The organism is Sorangium sp. So ce887, assembly GCF_051521455.1.
In the GTDB taxonomy this organism is placed as follows: Bacteria; Myxococcota_A; Polyangia; order Polyangiales; family Polyangiaceae; genus Sorangium.
Genome location: NZ_CP150354.1, coordinates 1,500,543 through 1,516,999, shown reverse-complemented (window position 1 = coordinate 1,516,999; position 16,457 = coordinate 1,500,543). Strand labels below are relative to the sequence as shown.

The following is a 16,457-nucleotide window of genomic DNA, read 5'->3' as shown; positions in this document are numbered from 1 at the left end:
TGTGGCGCCGCCCGCTGACCCGTTGTAAACGCGGGGCGTGACCCAGGTGCGCTCGATCTTCGCCCCAGGACTCTTCGGAAACCAGGTAGCGATCGTCACCGGTGGGGGCAGCGGGATCGGCCTCGCGTGCGCGCGCGAGCTCGCTCACCTCGGCGCGAAGGTCGCGATCTGCGGCCGCAAGCCCGACAAGCTCGAGGCAGCGGCGAAGACGCTCGAAGGCGACGGCGTCCCCGGCGACGGCGTGCTCGCCGCGCCGTGCGATATCCGCGAGCCGGAGCAGATCGCCGCCTTCGTCGGCCAGGTCCTGGAGCGCTTCGGCCGCATCGACGTCCTCGTGAACAACGCCGGAGGCCAGTTCCCGAGCCCGGCCATCGACATGACCCCGAAGGGCTGGGAGGCGGTCGTCCGCAACAACCTGAACGGCACCTTCTTCATGACCCGCGAGGTCGCCAGGCGGGCGATGATCCCGGCCCAGCGCGGCCGCGTCGTGAACGTCACCGCGTCGGTGAGCCGCGGCTTCCCGGGCATGGCCCACACCGGCGCCGCGCGCGCCGGCGTCGAGAACCTGACGCGCTCGCTCGCCGTCGAGTGGGCGGCGCTCGGCATCCGCGTCAACGCCGTCGCCCCCGGCAGCAACATCCGGTCGAGCGGCACGTCGCAGTACGGCGACGAGCTCCTCGATCTCGCGCGGCGCGCCACCCCGCTCAAGCGCCTCGCCGCCCCGGAGGAGGTCTCGCGGCTCATCGTCTTCCTCGCGAGCGACCAGAACGACTTCATCACCGGCGCGGTCTACGGCATCGACGGCGGCCAGCCGCTCTGGGGCGACATCTGGTCCATCCCCGAGCCGGAGGGCGCGCCGGGCGCTCCGCCGGACGGCAAGGGCTGAAGGGGCGCAGCGTGACCTACCCGTCCCCGTACGCCGCCGGCGAGCAGGCCGCGCCGGAGCCCACCTCCGACGCGCTCGCCGACGCGATGGCGCCGCCGTTCGGGCCGCCGCCGTCGTCCGCGCCGCCGTCGTCCGCGCAGCCGCCGGCCGAGCCGACCACCTTCCTCGGGCGGGTCGCCCGGCGCGTGCGCGACTACTTCCTCGCGCTCGACCCGACCTTCCTGTCGGCGCTCGCGCCGCTCGCGGTGATCGCCGTCATCCTCTTCACGCGCGCTCCGTCGACGAACTACATCTTCGACGAGCAGGAGGCGCTCCTCGCCAACCCGTACGTGAACGCGAAGGGCGGGCTCCGCTTCATCGACGCGATCCACCGCGATTTCTGGGGGCTGCCGCCCGACCGGAGCGTCGGCTCCTACCGCCCGCTGCCGAACCTCCTCTGGCGCACCGTCTGGGCTGTCACCAAGCAGCCGTTCTTCCATCACTTCTACAACGTCCTCTTCCACGCAGCGAACGGCGCGCTGCTCACGTGCGTCACGTTCTGGCTCACGCGCAAGCGCGGGCTCGCCTATCTCACCGGGCTCATCTTCGTCGGCTGCGCGGTCCTCACCGAGGCGGTCAGCGGCATCGTGGGCATCGCCGACGTGCTCGGGGGCATGGGCGCGATCGCCGCCCTCGCCGCCCTGACGCTGCCCGGGTGGGCGATGCCGTTCGGCGTGTTCGCGGCGGTGCTCCTCGGCCTCTTCTCCAAGGAGAGCGCGCTCGTCTGCGTGCCGCTGATCCCGTTCGCCGCGCTGATCGCGGCGCCCCTCACGCACCCCACGCGGCCGGCGCGGCTCGTCCGGTCGCTGCTCGCGCTGCTCGCCGCGGGCGCGGCGTTCGTGCTGTACGTCGAGCTCCGGCGGCGCTGGTTCCCGTCGCCCCTGCCGGCCGAGCTCACGACGCCGCTCGCGGAAGGCACGCCGCTCGTGAAGCGCGCGCTGCACGACCTGCTCGTCTGGTTCCACCAGGCGCCCCTGCCGCGCGATCCGCTCAACAACCCGCTCAGCACCGCGGACACCCCGCACCGGATCGCCGGCGCCCTGCGCGTCTACTGGCGCGGCCTCACCCAGCTCGTGTTCCCGTGGACGCTCAGCGGCGACTACTCGTACCCGCAGGAGCCGACGCCCGACCGGCTGGTCTTCTTCGGCAGCGTCGCCGGCGCCGCGATGATGGCGCTGCCCCCGCTCGGCTCGCTCGCGCTCTGGATCGCGGCCCTCCGCCGCGAGCACATCGAGCGGCGCGAGCGGCGCTCGGTGCGCGCCGCCTTCCTCGTCGACGGCGGCCAGGCGACGTCGCGGCGGTGGTCGCTGCTCCTGGCGGGGGCGCTGCTCGCGGCCGGGGCGGCGGCGCTCGCCGCGTACGACTGGCAGGTGCTCCGCCCGGCGGGGCGCGTTCCGCTGCTCCGGGCGCTGCCGCTCGTGCTCTGGCCGCTGCCGTTCCTGCCCGCGCTGCTCCTCGGGCTCGGGCTGCTCGTCGAGGGCACGCGCCCCCTGCCCTGCCCCGCGACCGCGGACCGGAGCGTCTGGGTGCCGCTGCGCCGCGGCTACGCGGGGCTGTGCCTCGTGGCGATCGGGCTGACCTGGATCGTGGTCAGCTACTTCCCGCACTCGAACATCCCGGTCGTCCTGCCGACGGTGCGCGCGGAGCGCTTCTGGTACTTCCCGGCCATCGGCTCGTCGCTGGTCCTCGCCGTCGCGTTCTCGTGGCTCCACGAGGCTTTCGCGGGCTCGACCCTCGCGCCGCGCGCCCGCTGGTCGTGGCGGGCGTGGGTGACGCCGGCGCTGTTCGTGCTCTTCTTCGGCTTCCAGTGCGCGCAGGCCTACCGGCACGCGATGGACTACCGCAACGACCTCGACTTCTGGGCGGCGACGAAGGAGGCCGTCCCGAACAGCGCCAAGGCGCACCTCAACTACTCGGTCATGAAGGGCGCCCGCAGCGACCTCCCGGCCCGGCTCGCCGAGAGCAAGATCGCGGCGGAGCTCGCCCCGAGCTGGCCGATGGCCCACGTGTACACGGGCGACACGCTCTGCCGCATGCACCGCCCCGACGAGGCCTTCCCGCACTACCGGCGCGGCATGGAGCTCGGCCCGAACGAGCTGAGCCTGATCGCGCTCGCGCTGCAGTGCCTGCACGACGAGCAGCGGCTCACGGCGTACGAGGCGGAGCTCCGGCAGCTCGCCGAGGAGCACCCGGGGACGTGGCTCGCGTACCTCGCGATCGACACGCTCGACAACGGCGCGAAGCACGGCGGCGTCGACCCGAAGTACCGGCCGCGCGGCTACAACGAGGGGCCGAAGGAGTGACCGAGGCCTGGCACGTGTACATCCTGCGCTGCGGCGACGGGTCGCTCTACACGGGCATCGCCCGCGACGTGGAGGCGCGCTTCGCGCAGCACGCGGCGGGGCGCGGGGCGCGGTACACGCGCGGCCGGGGGCCGCTCGCGGTGGTCCACGTGGAGACGGCGGCCGGCAAGGGCGAGGCGCTGCGGCGGGAGGCGGCGATCCGGCGGATGGGGCGCGCGGGGAAGGAGGCGCTCGCGGCGGGGAGGACAGGGGCGCCGGGGATGGCGCTCGCGGCGGGCCGCGCCGCGCGGGGTAGCGCGTCGACGTCGTGAGAGGGGTCGCCGAGCCGCCCGGCCCCCGGGGAGGGGGCTCGTCTTTACCCGAGCCTTTCCCACGACGCCCAGGACCCGGCGGCCACTGCCGATGCCGAGCAGGCCGCGGCCGATGACGTAGGCGTCGTTCTCTCGCTCCGCGCATCTTCGTGGCCGAGCCGCGTCGAAGCGCTGTTCTCCGGGCCGAGGTATCATCGTGAATGAGGAGATACGGTGAGGAAGTCGACCTCGAGCGCGAAGACCGAGAGCCTCCAACAAAGCGAGCTCTCCGGCGGTGACCTGGACGCCGACGCCTATCTCCTGGTGATCGACGGATCCTCGTCGCGGCGGTGCCCGCTGCCGAGGGAGGGGGTGCTGTTCGTCGGGCGCTCCTCCGACGCGGCGATCTGCGTCACCGCCGCGGCGGCGTCCCGGCGGCACGCGAAGTTCCTCGTCACGGGCGGCGAGGTGCAGGTCATCGACCTGAAGAGCCACAATGGAACGCTCGTCAACGGCGAGCGCCTGGAGGGATCGCGCCTCCTCTCGTCCGGCGACATCGTCACGATCGGCGACGCCGTGCTGATCCTCCGGCGCGAGCCCCGGGCGCCGGACCGCGCCCTCGTCGATGCGGGCCGCTGGCGCCGGCGCCTCGAGGAAGAGATCGAGCGCGCGGGCGATTACGGCAGGCCGCTCGCGGTGGCCGTCGTGTCGACCGGCGGCGTCCGGGACAAGGCGGTCGCGGGGGCCGCGGCCGCGGCGGCGCTGCGGCTCATCGACGTCCTCGCCTGGGACGGCGGCGCGCAGTTCGTCGTCCTGATGCCCGAGCTCGGGGCCGAGGCGGCGCGCGCGGCGACGCTCGAGCTGCTGGAGGTGCTCGCGCCGCTCGCGCCCGGGACCCGGGGCGGGGTCGCTGCGTACCCGGCCGACGGCGGCGATGCCGAGACGCTCGTCTCCGGCGCCGCCGCCGCGGCCTCGATCGCGGGGCCGGGTACGGTGGCCGTCGCCGCGGACACCGCCGTCCGGCACCGCGTCGGCGAGCTCGAGGTCGTGCTCGCGGATCCGGCGATGATCCGCGTGTTCGAGCTCGTCCGCCGGCTCGCCGCGAGCGAGCTCTCGGTGCTCGTCCTGGGCGAGACCGGGACCGGCAAGGAGAACGCCGCGGCGGCGCTGCACCACTGGTCGGCGCGGGCGAGCAAGCCGCTGATCACCCTCAACTGTGCGGCCCTCCCGGAGACGCTCGTCGAGAGCGAGCTGTTCGGGTACGAGCGGGGCGCGTTCTCGGACGCGCGGGCGCCGAAGCCGGGCCTGCTCGAGCGCGCGCACGGCGGCACGGTGTTCCTCGACGAGATCGGCGAGCTGCCGCTCGGCGCGCAGGCCAAGCTGCTGCGCGCGCTCGAGGCGAAGCGGATCACGCGCCTCGGCGACGTGCGCGAGCGCGAGGTCGACTTCCGCATCGTGGCGGCGACGAACCGCAACCTCGAGGCCGAGAGCCGCGCGGGCCGCTTCCGGGAGGACCTGCTCTTCCGGCTGAGCACGGCGGTGGTCGAGCTGCCGCCGCTCCGGCACCGGCCGCGCGAGGTGCCGATCCTGGCGCGCCTCTTCCTGGCCGAGGCGCGCGCCCGGGGCGGCAAGGCGCCGGTCGAGCTCTCGGAGGCCGCGCAGTCGACCCTCGCCGCTTATGCGTTCCCTGGCAACGTGCGCGAGCTGAAGAATGCGATGGAGTTCGCGGCGGCGACGGCGGAGAGCGAGGTCGTCGAGCTATGGAATCTGCCGGACCGCATCGTGGGGCGAGGGGCCGCGGCGCCGGCCGGTGGGGGCGCGGCGGCGGGCGGGGGCGCGGCGGCCGGTGGGGGCACGCCCTCCTCGCCGCCGGGGGCGCCGCCGCGATTCCGGCCGATCGCCGAGGAGCTGAAGGAGCTGGAGCGCCGGCGGATGCAGGAGGCGCTCGAGGCGACGGGCGGGGTGCAGACGCGCGCGGCGGAGCTCATCGGGATGCCGACGCGCACGTTCGTGTTCAAGCTGAAGCAGTACGGCCTCGCGGTGCGGCCGGCGAAGCGTCCGTCCTGAGAGCGCCGGTCACCCAGCGCGCCTCGCCGGCATCCGGTCCACTCATCGAGCGCTCGGCCGGCCGGACAGGGCTTCTTCCTCGTCCAGGGAGCCGGCGACGACCTCGTGGGCGCCGATGTCGTGGGCGCTCTCCTGAGGGCGTGGGGTGCCGAAGAAGTCCCCCTGGACATCGACGAGCAGCGTCCCCCGGTTCCTGTCGGGTGAATCGCCCAGCAGCCGGAAGTCGGCGGGATCGATGCCGTTCTCGTTGACGAGCATCGGATCTCCGACCACGTCGCTCGCGCTCTGCCCAGAGCCTCCCGGCGAGGAGCTTCCGTTGCCGCCGAACCAGTTGTTGCTGGCGAAGTCGATCCTGACGGTGTGACTGAACCTCGTCAGCGGCCTGTCGCTGCTCAGCTGGTAGAAGATGTTGTTGACGACCTGGGCTCGCCCGCCCGCGGCGGAGGGCGCGGGGCCCCGGATGCCGAACAGCTCCGCGTCTCCCGAGCCAACCACCGTGTTGTTCTCGATCCTGGTTCGACCCATATCGCTCGGCCCCGTGCCGCCCCACGCGCTCAGCTGGAGGACTGTGCGGCGGGGGACGGATGAGGGGCCGGGACCGACGACGATGTTGTTCCGGACGCGGTTGTTGTCCAGCAGGACGTCGCCCGGGTCCTCGTTCGCGAGCGCGATCCCCACCGCCGCGGCAGGGATCCGCAGGTCCCCGGCCCACGAGCAAGCCGTGTCGCCAGCGGGTCGATCGGGGCAGCTCACGCCGTCCGGGCAGTAGGGCCGGTGGAACGCCGGCTTGCTCAGCGAGTAGATGAAGTTGCGCTCGATCGTGGAGTCGGCGAGGTTGTTCAGGTAGAGATCGACGCTGTAGTTGTCGTGGAGCACGTTGTCGGCGACGTGGTGGTTCGTCCCGTAGGCGCCGATCCCCTCCCCGAAGTTCTCGTAGATGGTGTTGCCCACGACCACGTCGTCGCCCCGCGTCAGGTTCACCGCCGACGGCCACCCGCCCTCGTGACAGAACAGGCGCTTGTCTGCGTTGATCTTCACGTTGTCGTAGACGACGTTGTTCTCGAACCGCATATGGGTCGACTCGTGCCCGGGATAGACGGCGCCCTTGAACGAGCCGTGGATCGTGTTCCCTGCGATACGGATATGCCGGCCGCTGCTCGACCCATCCCACTTCCAGAGGCTGATCGCGACGCCTTTTGCGTCGCGCATCTCGAACCCGAGGATGTCGTAGTACGCTCCTCGGATCTGCAGGATGTTCTCGTTGCTGCCTCCTCCCAGGCTGCCGTCGAGCACGACCGATTCGCCGGGATAGGGCTGGAAGACGATGTGCTCTTCCTCGGTGCCGAGGTGGTCGAGCTTCACCGGGCTCGTGCTGTCCGTGGTATAGGTGCCGCCGCGGACATAGACCGTGTCGCCGGCTTGCGCCATCTGCCCCGCTTTCACGAGCGTCTTGAAGGGCCTGGCCAGCGTGCCTGGGTTCGTGTCGAGCCCGGTGGTCGCGACATGGTAGATGTCCCTGGTGAGCGCCTTGACCTGCGGGGCGGTCAGCGCGACATCGTAGAGGCGCACCTCGTCGATCGTCCCTGCGTACGCGTTCCAGGAGGGGTGATTGCCGATGACGATGGGCCGCGTGGAGTCCTGCAGCGCGCGGGGCTCTGCCGAGACGGCGGTCGACGCGACGAGGGCGCCGTTCACGTAGAGCGAGACGCGCGTCCCGTCGTAGACCCCCGCGACGTGCGACCACACGCCCGGGCTCGCCGGGGCGGCGACGGTGACCGTGGTCCCCCAGCCATTGCCGGGGAGAGCGATGCTGAACCCGAACTGACCGTCCTGCAGGAACAGCGCGTACGAATCCATCGCGTACCACTTGCTCACGATGGTCCGGTGGCCCGTGGTGCTCGACGGGTTCACCCACGCCGCGGCGGTCATCTGCGTCGTGAAGTGGAAGGCTGGGCGGTCCGGGATCTCGATGCGATCGTCGGCGCCGTCGAAGGCGGCGGCCCGATCGACGCGGCCTGCGCCGCACCCTGCCCCGTTGTGCCTCACGCCGTGGGCGCCGTTGCCCGAATCGTCGATCACGGTCGTGCTCGAGCAATCCTCATCCAGGTGCCACAGCGCGACCGGCGACGGCGGAGAGGCCATGAGACGCGCCGATTCAGCGGCGACCGGCTCGGCCTGGAGCGGTTCGGCCGTGTCCGCGCAGCCCGCCACGAACGTCGCCGCGAGGGCCACCGTGGCCCGACGCAGGCGCGATCGCCCCGTCCGCTGTGCGGGGGCCGAGAGGACGCCCGCGGCGTCCGGCTGGGCCGCGCGCGGCGCGTCGCCGATATCCCTTGTCATCGAAGAGCCACGTTGAAGTTGCATTGCGCTGTCTCGCTGTGAAATGTTGAGCTGCAAGCCGCCACCCCTCGCCACCCCTCGCCATCCCTCGCCATCCCTCGCCACCCATTTGGCAACTCGCGGGCCAGGTCGCGGCGCCGGGGCAGCGCGCGGGCGCAGCGCCGATCACGCAATCGTTGCTCACCGCGCCGCAGCGCGAACGCAAGTCTTGCTCACCTCGGCAAGCGTTGCTCGGCGCCGGCGCGCTCCGCTCGTTGCCCGGCGCGCAGCATGACACAAGGCTTGCGCTCGGCGCTGCGCAGCACGATGAGCGGTGTGCTGCTCACTATCCGGCCTGGCACAGTCGGAAGAGGCCGGCCTCGCGGAAATCGTCAGCAGCTCCGCGTTCTCGCTGGTGAGCCTGATGCACGGTCCGTGAGCGTTCACCGCCCGGACTACGTGTGAGCCGGGGGGCGGTCAGACTAGGGGCACGACGGCGCGCACGAGTTCCAGTAATCCCAGGGATAGATGGTGCCCTGGCACCAGCACGACGCTCCGTCCCAGACCACTTTCCCCGCTTTGTTCACGACTCCCCCGAACAAGCAATCTCCACCGCAGATGGTGCATGTCGCCGGACAGGGGCCGGCCGCGGCGCTCGCCGCGATGGCCGCCTCTTCGAGAGGAAGCGCCTTTCGGACGCGCTGCGTTCCGTCGCTGTGGATCTCCTCGACGATCAAGCGCGCGTCGTCGCACGAACGCTCTGCTTCGGCCTGAATCGCGTAATCAATCAACTCTGCTTCTGTCAGACCGCTCTCCTCCAGGGCGATATCGAGCTGCTCCTTTGCGCCGGCCTTTTGAGGTGCGACCATCGCGGAGCTCTCCTCGGCAGCGCTGGAGTCGGCGGGGCCTTCCCCGGCGCGATCCACGGCGCATGCGGCGACGACGAGTCCGAGCCCGCCGAGCGTCATGATCCTTGCGAACATCGAAATGCTTTTCATGGTTCTCCACTCAACGTCGTTCCCGAGTCGTTCACGCTCATGTCGAGACTCGGTGGGTCGACGGCCGCCTTGCAGGGCTCGTGCCATGTTGTTCAACAGGCGCGCTTCCGACCGAAAGCGCTTGTCCTCGACCGGGCCGCGAGCGTGAAGGCGCCTGTGGCCGAGCAGCTCTTGCCGACTCGGCAAAGCTTGCTTTCGTGCTCGCGGCCCAAGTACGCAAAATTTGCCTACTTCGTCGCCGGGAGGGCTTGACGCCGCGAAGAGGCGACGTGGCACTCCGGCTGCACTGGACGCCCGGACGTCCTCTATCCCGATGGACCCCTACGACCGATCAGGAGGCCGCAGGTCGGCCGGCGGGCAGGCGCGGAGACATGCCCGCTCAGCAGGATGTCGAACCGGGGCCTGGTCGGCGCGTGATCGCCGGGCGTGTGCAGGCTCGATCCGGGGGCGTCGCCCCAGGGGACGCCTGCGTGGAGCGGCTCCTGCTGCGAGGCGAGGACCGACGTTTGCCCGTGCACCTGGGCAAGCTCGTCGATCCGGCCTTCACCACGCTCCTTGCACCCCGACCCGCGCCGGCGAGACGTCGATTCCCCAGCGGATGGCGCCCGTCGTTTCTGGCCTGTCCTTCCGGGGAGGCGCGGTGACGAGCAGCACCACGCCGCCCGCCGCCAGCACGCTGCCGACCACGAGCGTTGCGGTCGCCCCGTTCCCGAACCCCCTCGCCTGAGCGCGCAGGTCGAGCCCGGTCTCGTCGCACGTGTTCAGCGCGTCGCAATGACCGTCCTGGTTGCTCGCGTTCTTCTTTCCGACGGCGAGCGCCGCGAGCACCCCGGTCGCCCCGAGCCCCGCGGCCCCGGCGACGGTCGCCGCGAAGCCGACAGGCCGCTGCCAGGGGCGCGCCGCGGGCGCCGGCGCAGGCATCACGGCCGCAGGCGCGGGCGCAGGCATCACGGCCGCGGGCGCGGGCGCGGGCATCACGGCCGCGGGCGCAGGCGGCGGAGCAGCCTCCTCCTTCTCAAGCATGGGCACCTCCACGCGCGCGTGCGCGCCATCCTCGCCGATCACGACCTTGCTCGACCAGGGGCGATACCCCGGCGCCTTGGCCTCGATCACGTGCTCGCCCTTGTCGACCGCCAGCGCCGTCCCCCACACGGCGGCGCCGAGCGCGAGCCCGTCGCTTGCAATCGAGAGCCCTGACAGGCCACGGACGGCGTCCGGCAGCTCCACCGTCAAGGTCGCGAGCTTCGGCTTCAAGGCCGCCGCCTTCCTGCCCGCCGCGACGGCGCGCTGGGTCTGACCGGCGCGGCTCGCCAGCGCGTTCACGAGCCCGTACTGCGCCCACGCGCTCGCGAGCCGGCCCTGGGCCTCGTAGCACCTCGCCAGCGTCTCCTTCGCCCCGAGCGCCTCGGGGAGCATCTGCGTCGTCTGCTCGAGCTTGGGGCAGGCGCTCGCGTACTGTTTCCTGTCCATCTCCTCGACGGCCTGCTCGAAGAGGGATTGGGCCGCCGCCATGGCCTTTGAATCGGCTGCCTGCGCACGCGCAGCTGCGGGGACGAGCAGCAGCGTCAAGGCGAGCGTGCAGGGGCGTAACGGGAGACCTGGCATGGCGCCAGGTTACCAGAGGGTGGGACGCTGGGTCGTCGGGCCCGGCGCCCACGGCCGCGCGGGGGCTCGGAGCGGCGGGGGCAGCTGGCGCGGAGGGCGTGCTCGAAGGAGCGGGGCCTTGCTGCGATGCCTCGCCCGCGACGATCGCCGCCGTGCTGCTCGGCGGCGGCGCAGGCGCCGCGGCACCGGCAGGCGCCGCAGCTTCGACGGGCGCCGCGGCAACCGGCGCCGCCGACGCAGGCGCAGCAGCAGTCCCGGAGGAGCGACCGAGGACGAACCATGCCCCGCCGCCCAGGATTGCGAGCCCCACCGCTGCGCCGACGGCCATGCCCGCCGTCTTCCGGCGCGGGGCCGGCGCGCCGCCGGTCGCTCTCCGCGCGCTGAACTCGTGGAGCGCCGGCGTGGGCTCGCTGGCGGTCGTGCTCGGATCGACGGTCGTACTCGCCCCCTCCGGCGTGGCCGCGAGGGGCGCGGCAGGCGCCTCCACCTGGATGGTCGATATCAGCGAAGGGCCCAGGGGCGCTGCGGACGCTCGCTCCAGCGCCGGCGAAGGCACGCTCGGCGGCCGCAGGTCCGGCGCCGAGGCCACGCTCGGCCGCACAGGATGCGCGATCGTCGCGCCGTCAAACGCCGCCTGCGCGGCCGGAGCCAGGGCCTCGCGCAGCGCCGCCGCGAGCTCGCCGATGCTCTGGAATCGCTCCTCGGGCCGCTTGCGCATACAGCGCAGGATCACCGCCTCGACGGCCCGCGGCAGGTCCGGCCGCAGCTCGGAGGGCAGCGCCGGCTCCGCCTGCACCACCAGCGCGACCAGCTTGAGAACGGTCTCGGCGTCGAACGGCCTTCGGCCCGTCACGAGCTCATACAGCACAGCCCCCATCGCCCAGATGTCGGCCCGCGCGTCGACCGACTTCGAGCATGCGACCTGCTCGGGCGCCATGTACATCGGTGACCCCAGCATGGCGCCCGTGGTGGTCAGTTCCACCTCGTCGATGCCCGTTTGCTTGGAGACGCCGAAATCAAGGACCTTGACGCTCGGGCTGCCGTTCGGGCGGCGGATCAGGAAGAGATTGGCCGGCTTGAGGTCGCGATGCACGATCCCGGCCGCGTGCGCCTCGGCGATCCCATCGCAGGCTTGCAGGACGAACAGCACGGCGTCGTCGACCGGCAGCGGACCCTGCTTGCGGACGAGGTCCCGCAGGTCGCTGCCCTGGAGGTACTCCAGGACCATGTACGGCGCGCCCGCCTCCGTGCGGCCGACGTCGTGGACCCGGGCCACGTGGTCGCTCCGGAGACGAGCCGCGGCGCGCGCCTCGCGCACGAAACGCTCGAACAGCTCCGGCTGCTCGGGCGTGGAAGGCAGGAGGAACTTGATGGCGAACAGCTCGCCGAGCTGGAGGTGGCGGGCCGCGACGACGAGGCCCATGCCGCCTTTTCCGAGCACGCGCTCGACCCTGTACTTGCCGAGGAGGACGTCACCGGTCTTGACGAGAGTGTCCATCGAGCAGGCGCGGGTCGGGGAGGGCAGACGCGAGACCCAGAAGAGAGTCCCTGCCAGGGGACAGCATTCTCGCCTGGACGGCAAGGGGCCAGCCTGACAAAACGGCCAAGATCAGACGAAGCGGGCCCTGGCGTTCCGTCCGGTCGCGTGCCCGAGGACCCGCGTCCGGCGGATGGGGCCGGCGCGGGCCGAGTCACGGGGCAGGTTCAAGGCCCATCGTCAGCAACACAACGAACGCGGCCCTTGTCGATCTTCTCCTTCTTGATGACGTCGTGACCGACCTTGAAACCCACTCCCCACGCCTGCTCCTCATGGTCCAACGCGTAGGGGTAGTCGGTGGACGACCAGTACCAATCGGGGCACGGTTCTAGAGCGGTTTTCGTTCGGGTTCGGTGCAAGCAGAGCACGTCCGGTAGGGTGATGGCACGCAGGCTGCGTGGGCTACGCGCATGGGACCGTACAGTGTCGACCTGCGACAGCGGATCGTTGATGCCTACCGCAACGGCGAGGGAAGCATGCGAGAAATCGCCGCGCGTTTCGCCGTCGTTCTCAGCACTGTGCAGGAGTATCTCAGTATCGAGCGGTCGACTGGGAGCGTAGCGCCTCGGCCGCACGGTGGCGGAAGGGCCTCGAAGATCGACGAGGCCGGAGCGCAGCAGCTACGAGCGCTCGTCGACGACAAAAACGACCGAACCCTGGATGAGCTCATCGAGCTGCTGGAGCACCGCACGGGTGCGCGCGTGAGCCGCCCGACGATGTGCCGCGCGCTGATGCGGCTCGGTTTGACACGAAAAAAAAGACGCTATGTGCAAGCGAACAGGACAGGCCCGATGTCCAAGTCGCGCGTCGGAGGTTCCGCCGCCGAGCGCGGGCGGCGGGTGCGCGTCGGCTGATCTTCGTTGACGAATTCGGCGCTAACCTGGGCATGGCGCGCCGTTATGGGCGTGCGCCTCGCGGGAGGCGTGCGTACGGCAAAGTCCCCGCCAATCCGGACCCGAACATCACGCTGGTGATGGGGCTTGGCTTGCGAGGTGTCGTTGCACCGTGGGCCTTCAAGGGGGCGATGAACGGTGAGCACTTCGAGGTTTACGTGCGCCAGGTGCTCATGCCCGAGCTGAAGCGCGGAGACGTGGTCATTGTCGACGGCCTTGGCGCGCATCGCCTACGTGGCGTGCGCCAGGCGCTTCGTGCCCGAGGCGTCCGCTACTGGATTCTGCCCGCCTACTCGCCGGACTTGTCGCCGGTGGAGAACTGCGGCTCCAAGGTCAAGGAGGCACTTCGCGCCGCCGCTCCGCGCACCGTGCCGGCGGTTTACGACGCGATGGTCCGTGGGGTCGACAAGGTCTTCCGACAGGACGCGCAGGGCTGGTTCGCGCTGAAAGGCTACGTCCGACGACCTCGTCGTCCTACTCGGCGGCGCCCAGTCCGGTCGCAGGCTCCTGCGCGCGTTGGTCGAGCCCGTGCCCCGCCGAATGCTGGGTGTACCGCACTCGAACGAAAACCGCTCTAGAGCGGGGCACGGTTCTGGCTCGGGGAACGACGCTGGATCGAGTGCTAGATCGAGTCTGGCATGGTCCACGATCGTTCGCAGCTCTTGAACCGTCGGGAGCCGCCATGTGAGCCCGGCGAGCCCGAGTTCGTTGCAGTAATCCGTCGCCTCCTTTCGGAAGCGGCTCATGCCGTCCACGTTACGCTGCCACGTCAGGCCCGTTTGTTTGTCTGTCACGGTCTTCTCCTCCCCGTCGAGCTGGTTCACGCAGCGCTCTCCGCTCGTGGGCTTTCCCCCTCGAACGCAACGGACGAGCTTCTCTCCTCCCGCCGTGCACTCCACGCTGGCGCCGTCGAGAACGTGGACGCACCACGCTCTCGTTGGCAGTTCTGGATGTTCTGGATCCGAGGATTTTGCGATGGGCAACGACCAGAGGTAATCCTCATCGACATTGACCGTCCCTGGGAATTCTGCGTCCGGGATGGCGGGACGATCGGTGGCGTAATCCACGATCGAGACCAGCTCGATGCGTGACGGCATCCGCCAATCATCATGTCCTTCCAGGCTGAGACGCTCGCATGCCTTTTTCGCTTCCTCCCAGGTGAACTCCCCCGGTTTCCCGGTTTCCGGATCCGGTGCCACGCCGCGCTGCCACTGAAGCTCCGTCACCGAATCGAACACCGTATCCGACGCCGTCGTCGGATCGAACACCGTGCCCATCGGCCGGTCCTTGTACCGACCGGGGAGGAGGAGGTCTCCGGGACTCCAGTGCGCCCAGGTGGCGTCACCGCAGACCTGTGCGCCTCCGGCCCCTGCTGTTCCCGCCTCGTAACCGCCGCCCGTACCGCCCGTACCGCCCATGCCGCCCGCCGAGCTTGCCGCACTCGTGGATCCCTCTCCGCCCATGCCGCCCGCCGAGCTTGCCGCACTCGTGGATCCCCCTCCGCCCATGCCGCCCGCCGAGCTTGCCGCACTCGTGGCCCCCCCTCCGCCCGTCGCTCCGACCTCTCGAGGCACGCCCGGATCGATGTCGAGCATCCCATTGCACCCGAGGCACATGCCCATCAAGAAGGCCGCTCCACCCATACTGATGGATATATCTATTGCTCTCCCCGTACCCGCACGATCGGGTCTTCTCTCTGAGACCATTCCCATGTCCTTCTGAGCACGCTCTGACGACCTGACGGCGCCTGCGCAGTCCGTTTCATCCTACCAGCGAACCAGGACCTGTGCATGGGCGCTCAGGCGCGCCGCCAAAGGCCACCACGGGCGCGAGGCGATCCGCCGAGATCGCTCCGCTGGAGCGCTCCTCCGGTCCACCCTGTACGTGCTGTCGGTCGCGGCGATCATCGGGGCCGTCCACGCGCTCGGCCGCCGAGCCCAGCCGCGCTATTTCATTCCCGTCCAACCCGCGATCGGGTACCGCCTTCTCCCATGCCGGCTGCCCGTGGGCCTCGCGCCATGGATGTCGTGGTGATCGGCGCGGGCCCGAACGGGCTCGCTGCTGCCGTCGCGCTGGCCGGCGCAGGCCTCTCGGTGCGCGTCATCGAGGCGCGCGACACCCTCGGCGGCGGCGCGCGCACGGCCGAGCTCACCGGCCCCGGCTTCCGCCACGACGTCTGCTCCGCCATCCACGCCACCGCGCTCATCTCGCCGTTCTTCCAGACGCTGCCGCTCGCGGAGCACGGCGTCGCCTGGATCCACCCCGAGGCGGCGCTCGCCCACCCGCTGCCCGACGGCAGGGCCGCCCTGCTCTACCCCGATCTCGGCCGCATGGCGGAGACGCTGGGCGAGGAGGACGCGGCGTCCTGGCGCGACCTGTTCGCGCCGCTCCTCGCGCACGACGGCGCCCTGTTCACCGAGCTGCTCGGCCCGATGCGCCTCCCGCCGCGCCACCCGCTCCTGCTCGCGCGGTTCGGCCTCTCCGGCATCCGCTCGGCGCAGGGGCTCGCGCGCGACACCTTCCGCGGGGACGCCGCGCGCGGGCTCTTCGGCGGCTGCGCGGCGCACGCGTTCCTGCCGCTCGAGACGCTGTTCTCGGCGTCCTTCGGCCTCGTGCTCGCGCTCGCGGCGCACGCAGCGGGCTGGCCGATCGTGCGCACCGGCTCGCAGGCGCTCATGGACGCGCTCGCGGCCATCCTGCGCGCGCGCGGCGGCGAGATCGAGACCGGCCGCGCGGTCTCGTCGCTCGACGAGCTCCCCGAGGCGCGCGCCTACCTCTTCGACACGACGCCGGCGGCCATGGCGCGCATCGCGGGCGACAGGCTCCCGCCGGGCTTCCGGCGCCGCCTCGAGCGCTTCCGCCACGGCCCCGGCGCGTTCAAGGTCGACTACGCCCTCGACGGCCCCATCCCGTGGAAGGCGCCCGCGGCCGCGCGCGCGGCGACGGTGCACGTGGGCGGCACGCTCGACGAGGTGGCGGCCTCCGAGCGGGCGCTCGCCGGCGACGCGCCCGCGGAGCGCCCCTTCTGCCTCGTGGCGCAGCAGAGCCTGTTCGACGACACGCGCGCCCCCGCCGGCAAGCACACCGCCTGGGTCTACTGCCACGTGCCGCCCGGCTGCACCGTCGACATGACGGCGCGCATCGAGGCCCAGATGGAGCGCTTCGCCCCCGGCTTCCGCGATCTCGTGCGCGCGCGCGCCGTCCACACCCCCGCCGCCTTTCAGCGGTACAACGAGAACTACGTCGGCGGCGACATCGCCGGCGGCGCCAACGACTGGATCCAGATCTTCGCGCGCCCCGTCGCGAGCCTCAGCCCCTACGCGACGCCCAACCCCGCGATCTATCTCTGCTCCAGCTCGACGCCGCCCGGCGGCGGCGTCCACGGCATGTGCGGCTACCACGCCGCCGCGGCCGCCCTCCGGCGCGTGTTCCAGCGGCCGGCGCCCGCCCTCGCCGCGCCGGCGCCTCGCGCCCAGCTGCCGCCGCACGGCAGCTGAGGCCTCAGCCGGTCCTATCGAAC

The 16,457-nt window shown here is 71.5% G+C and carries 11 protein-coding genes and 2 pseudogenes; 7 read left to right on the top strand and 6 right to left on the bottom strand.

Annotated elements, in window-relative coordinates; genetic code table 11:
• Positions 1–37: 37 nt before the first annotated feature.
• From WMF36_RS05680 to WMF36_RS05665, 4 genes are all read left to right on the top strand, one after another.
• Positions 38–886, top strand: coding sequence for an SDR family oxidoreductase (locus WMF36_RS05680; RefSeq protein WP_437487136.1), 849 nt, complete (start codon positions 38–40; stop codon positions 884–886).
• Between the two features lie 11 nt (positions 887–897).
• On the top strand, positions 898–3,228 hold the full coding sequence (locus WMF36_RS05675; RefSeq protein WP_437578584.1) for a tetratricopeptide repeat protein: 2,331 nt from the start codon (positions 898–900) through the stop codon (positions 3,226–3,228).
• Positions 3,225–3,539 (top strand): GIY-YIG nuclease family protein, encoded by a 315-nt coding sequence (locus WMF36_RS05670; protein WP_437578583.1) that lies wholly within the window; start codon positions 3,225–3,227, stop codon positions 3,537–3,539. Before WMF36_RS05675 ends, WMF36_RS05670 begins: the two co-directional genes overlap by 4 nt.
• A 213-nt stretch (positions 3,540–3,752) precedes the next feature.
• Entirely contained in the window at positions 3,753–5,585 is a 1,833-nt protein-coding gene (locus WMF36_RS05665) for a sigma 54-interacting transcriptional regulator (protein ID WP_437578582.1), read from the top strand.
• 42 nt (positions 5,586–5,627) lie between these two features.
• Here WMF36_RS05665 and WMF36_RS05660 read toward each other — a convergent pair whose 3' ends face one another.
• From WMF36_RS05660 to WMF36_RS05640, 5 genes and pseudogenes are all read right to left on the bottom strand, one after another.
• Positions 5,628–7,925 (bottom strand): LamG-like jellyroll fold domain-containing protein, encoded by a 2,298-nt coding sequence (locus WMF36_RS05660; RefSeq protein WP_437578581.1) that lies wholly within the window; start codon positions 7,923–7,925, stop codon positions 5,628–5,630.
• 461 nt (positions 7,926–8,386) lie between these two features.
• A complete protein-coding gene (locus tag WMF36_RS05655) occupies positions 8,387–8,902 on the bottom strand; it encodes a hypothetical protein (RefSeq protein WP_437578580.1) in 516 nt (171 codons plus the stop codon).
• Between the two features lie 305 nt (positions 8,903–9,207).
• On the bottom strand, positions 9,208–9,420 hold the full coding sequence (locus WMF36_RS05650; protein WP_437578579.1) for a DUF2169 domain-containing protein: 213 nt from the start codon (positions 9,418–9,420) through the stop codon (positions 9,208–9,210).
• Positions 9,421–9,445: 25 nt separating this feature from the next.
• Entirely contained in the window at positions 9,446–10,414 is a 969-nt protein-coding gene (locus WMF36_RS05645) for a hypothetical protein (protein WP_437582066.1), read from the bottom strand.
• Between the two features lie 841 nt (positions 10,415–11,255).
• Positions 11,256–11,930 (bottom strand): annotated as a pseudogene (locus WMF36_RS05640) (serine/threonine-protein kinase); the annotation flags it as partial.
• A 524-nt stretch (positions 11,931–12,454) separates the two neighbouring features.
• On the opposite strand from WMF36_RS05640, the gene WMF36_RS05635 reads away from it, so the two are divergent.
• Positions 12,455–12,898: a helix-turn-helix domain-containing protein gene (locus WMF36_RS05635; RefSeq protein WP_437574014.1), complete on the top strand. Its 444-nt coding sequence runs from the start codon at positions 12,455–12,457 to the stop codon at positions 12,896–12,898.
• A gap of 32 nt (positions 12,899–12,930) precedes the next feature.
• Positions 12,931–13,233, top strand: a pseudogene (locus WMF36_RS05630) (transposase); the annotation flags it as partial.
• On the opposite strand, the gene WMF36_RS05625 reads toward WMF36_RS05630, so the two are convergent.
• Positions 13,168–14,214 carry a DUF1566 domain-containing protein gene (locus WMF36_RS05625; RefSeq protein ID WP_437578578.1) on the bottom strand — a complete coding sequence of 349 codons (1,047 nt, stop codon included), beginning with the start codon at positions 14,212–14,214 and terminating at the stop codon, positions 13,168–13,170. The pseudogene WMF36_RS05630 and the gene WMF36_RS05625 sit on opposite strands and share 66 nt — an antisense overlap.
• A 714-nt stretch (positions 14,215–14,928) precedes the next feature.
• Between WMF36_RS05625 and WMF36_RS05620 the strand changes: the two genes are divergently transcribed.
• Positions 14,929–16,434, top strand: coding sequence for a phytoene desaturase family protein (locus tag WMF36_RS05620; protein ID WP_437578577.1), 1,506 nt, complete (start codon positions 14,929–14,931; stop codon positions 16,432–16,434).
• The last annotated feature ends 23 nt before the right edge of the window (positions 16,435–16,457 follow it).

Bases quoted from the DNA above. Each gene is read 5' to 3' on its own strand.
- WMF36_RS05660 (WP_437578581.1), bottom strand. From the start codon at position 7,925: ATGACAAGGGATATCGGCGACGCGCCGCGCGCGGCCCAGCCGGACGCC.
- WMF36_RS05655 (WP_437578580.1), bottom strand. From the start codon at position 8,902: ATGAAAAGCATTTCGATGTTCGCAAGGATCATGACGCTCGGCGGGCTC.
- WMF36_RS05645 (WP_437582066.1), bottom strand. From the start codon at position 10,414: ATGGCGGCGGCCCAATCCCTCTTCGAGCAGGCCGTCGAGGAGATGGAC.
- WMF36_RS05635 (WP_437574014.1), top strand. From the start codon at position 12,455: ATGGGACCGTACAGTGTCGACCTGCGACAGCGGATCGTTGATGCCTAC.
- WMF36_RS05625 (WP_437578578.1), bottom strand. From the start codon at position 14,214: ATGGGCACGGTGTTCGATCCGACGACGGCGTCGGATACGGTGTTCGAT.
- WMF36_RS05620 (WP_437578577.1), top strand. From the start codon at position 14,929: ATGCCGGCTGCCCGTGGGCCTCGCGCCATGGATGTCGTGGTGATCGGC.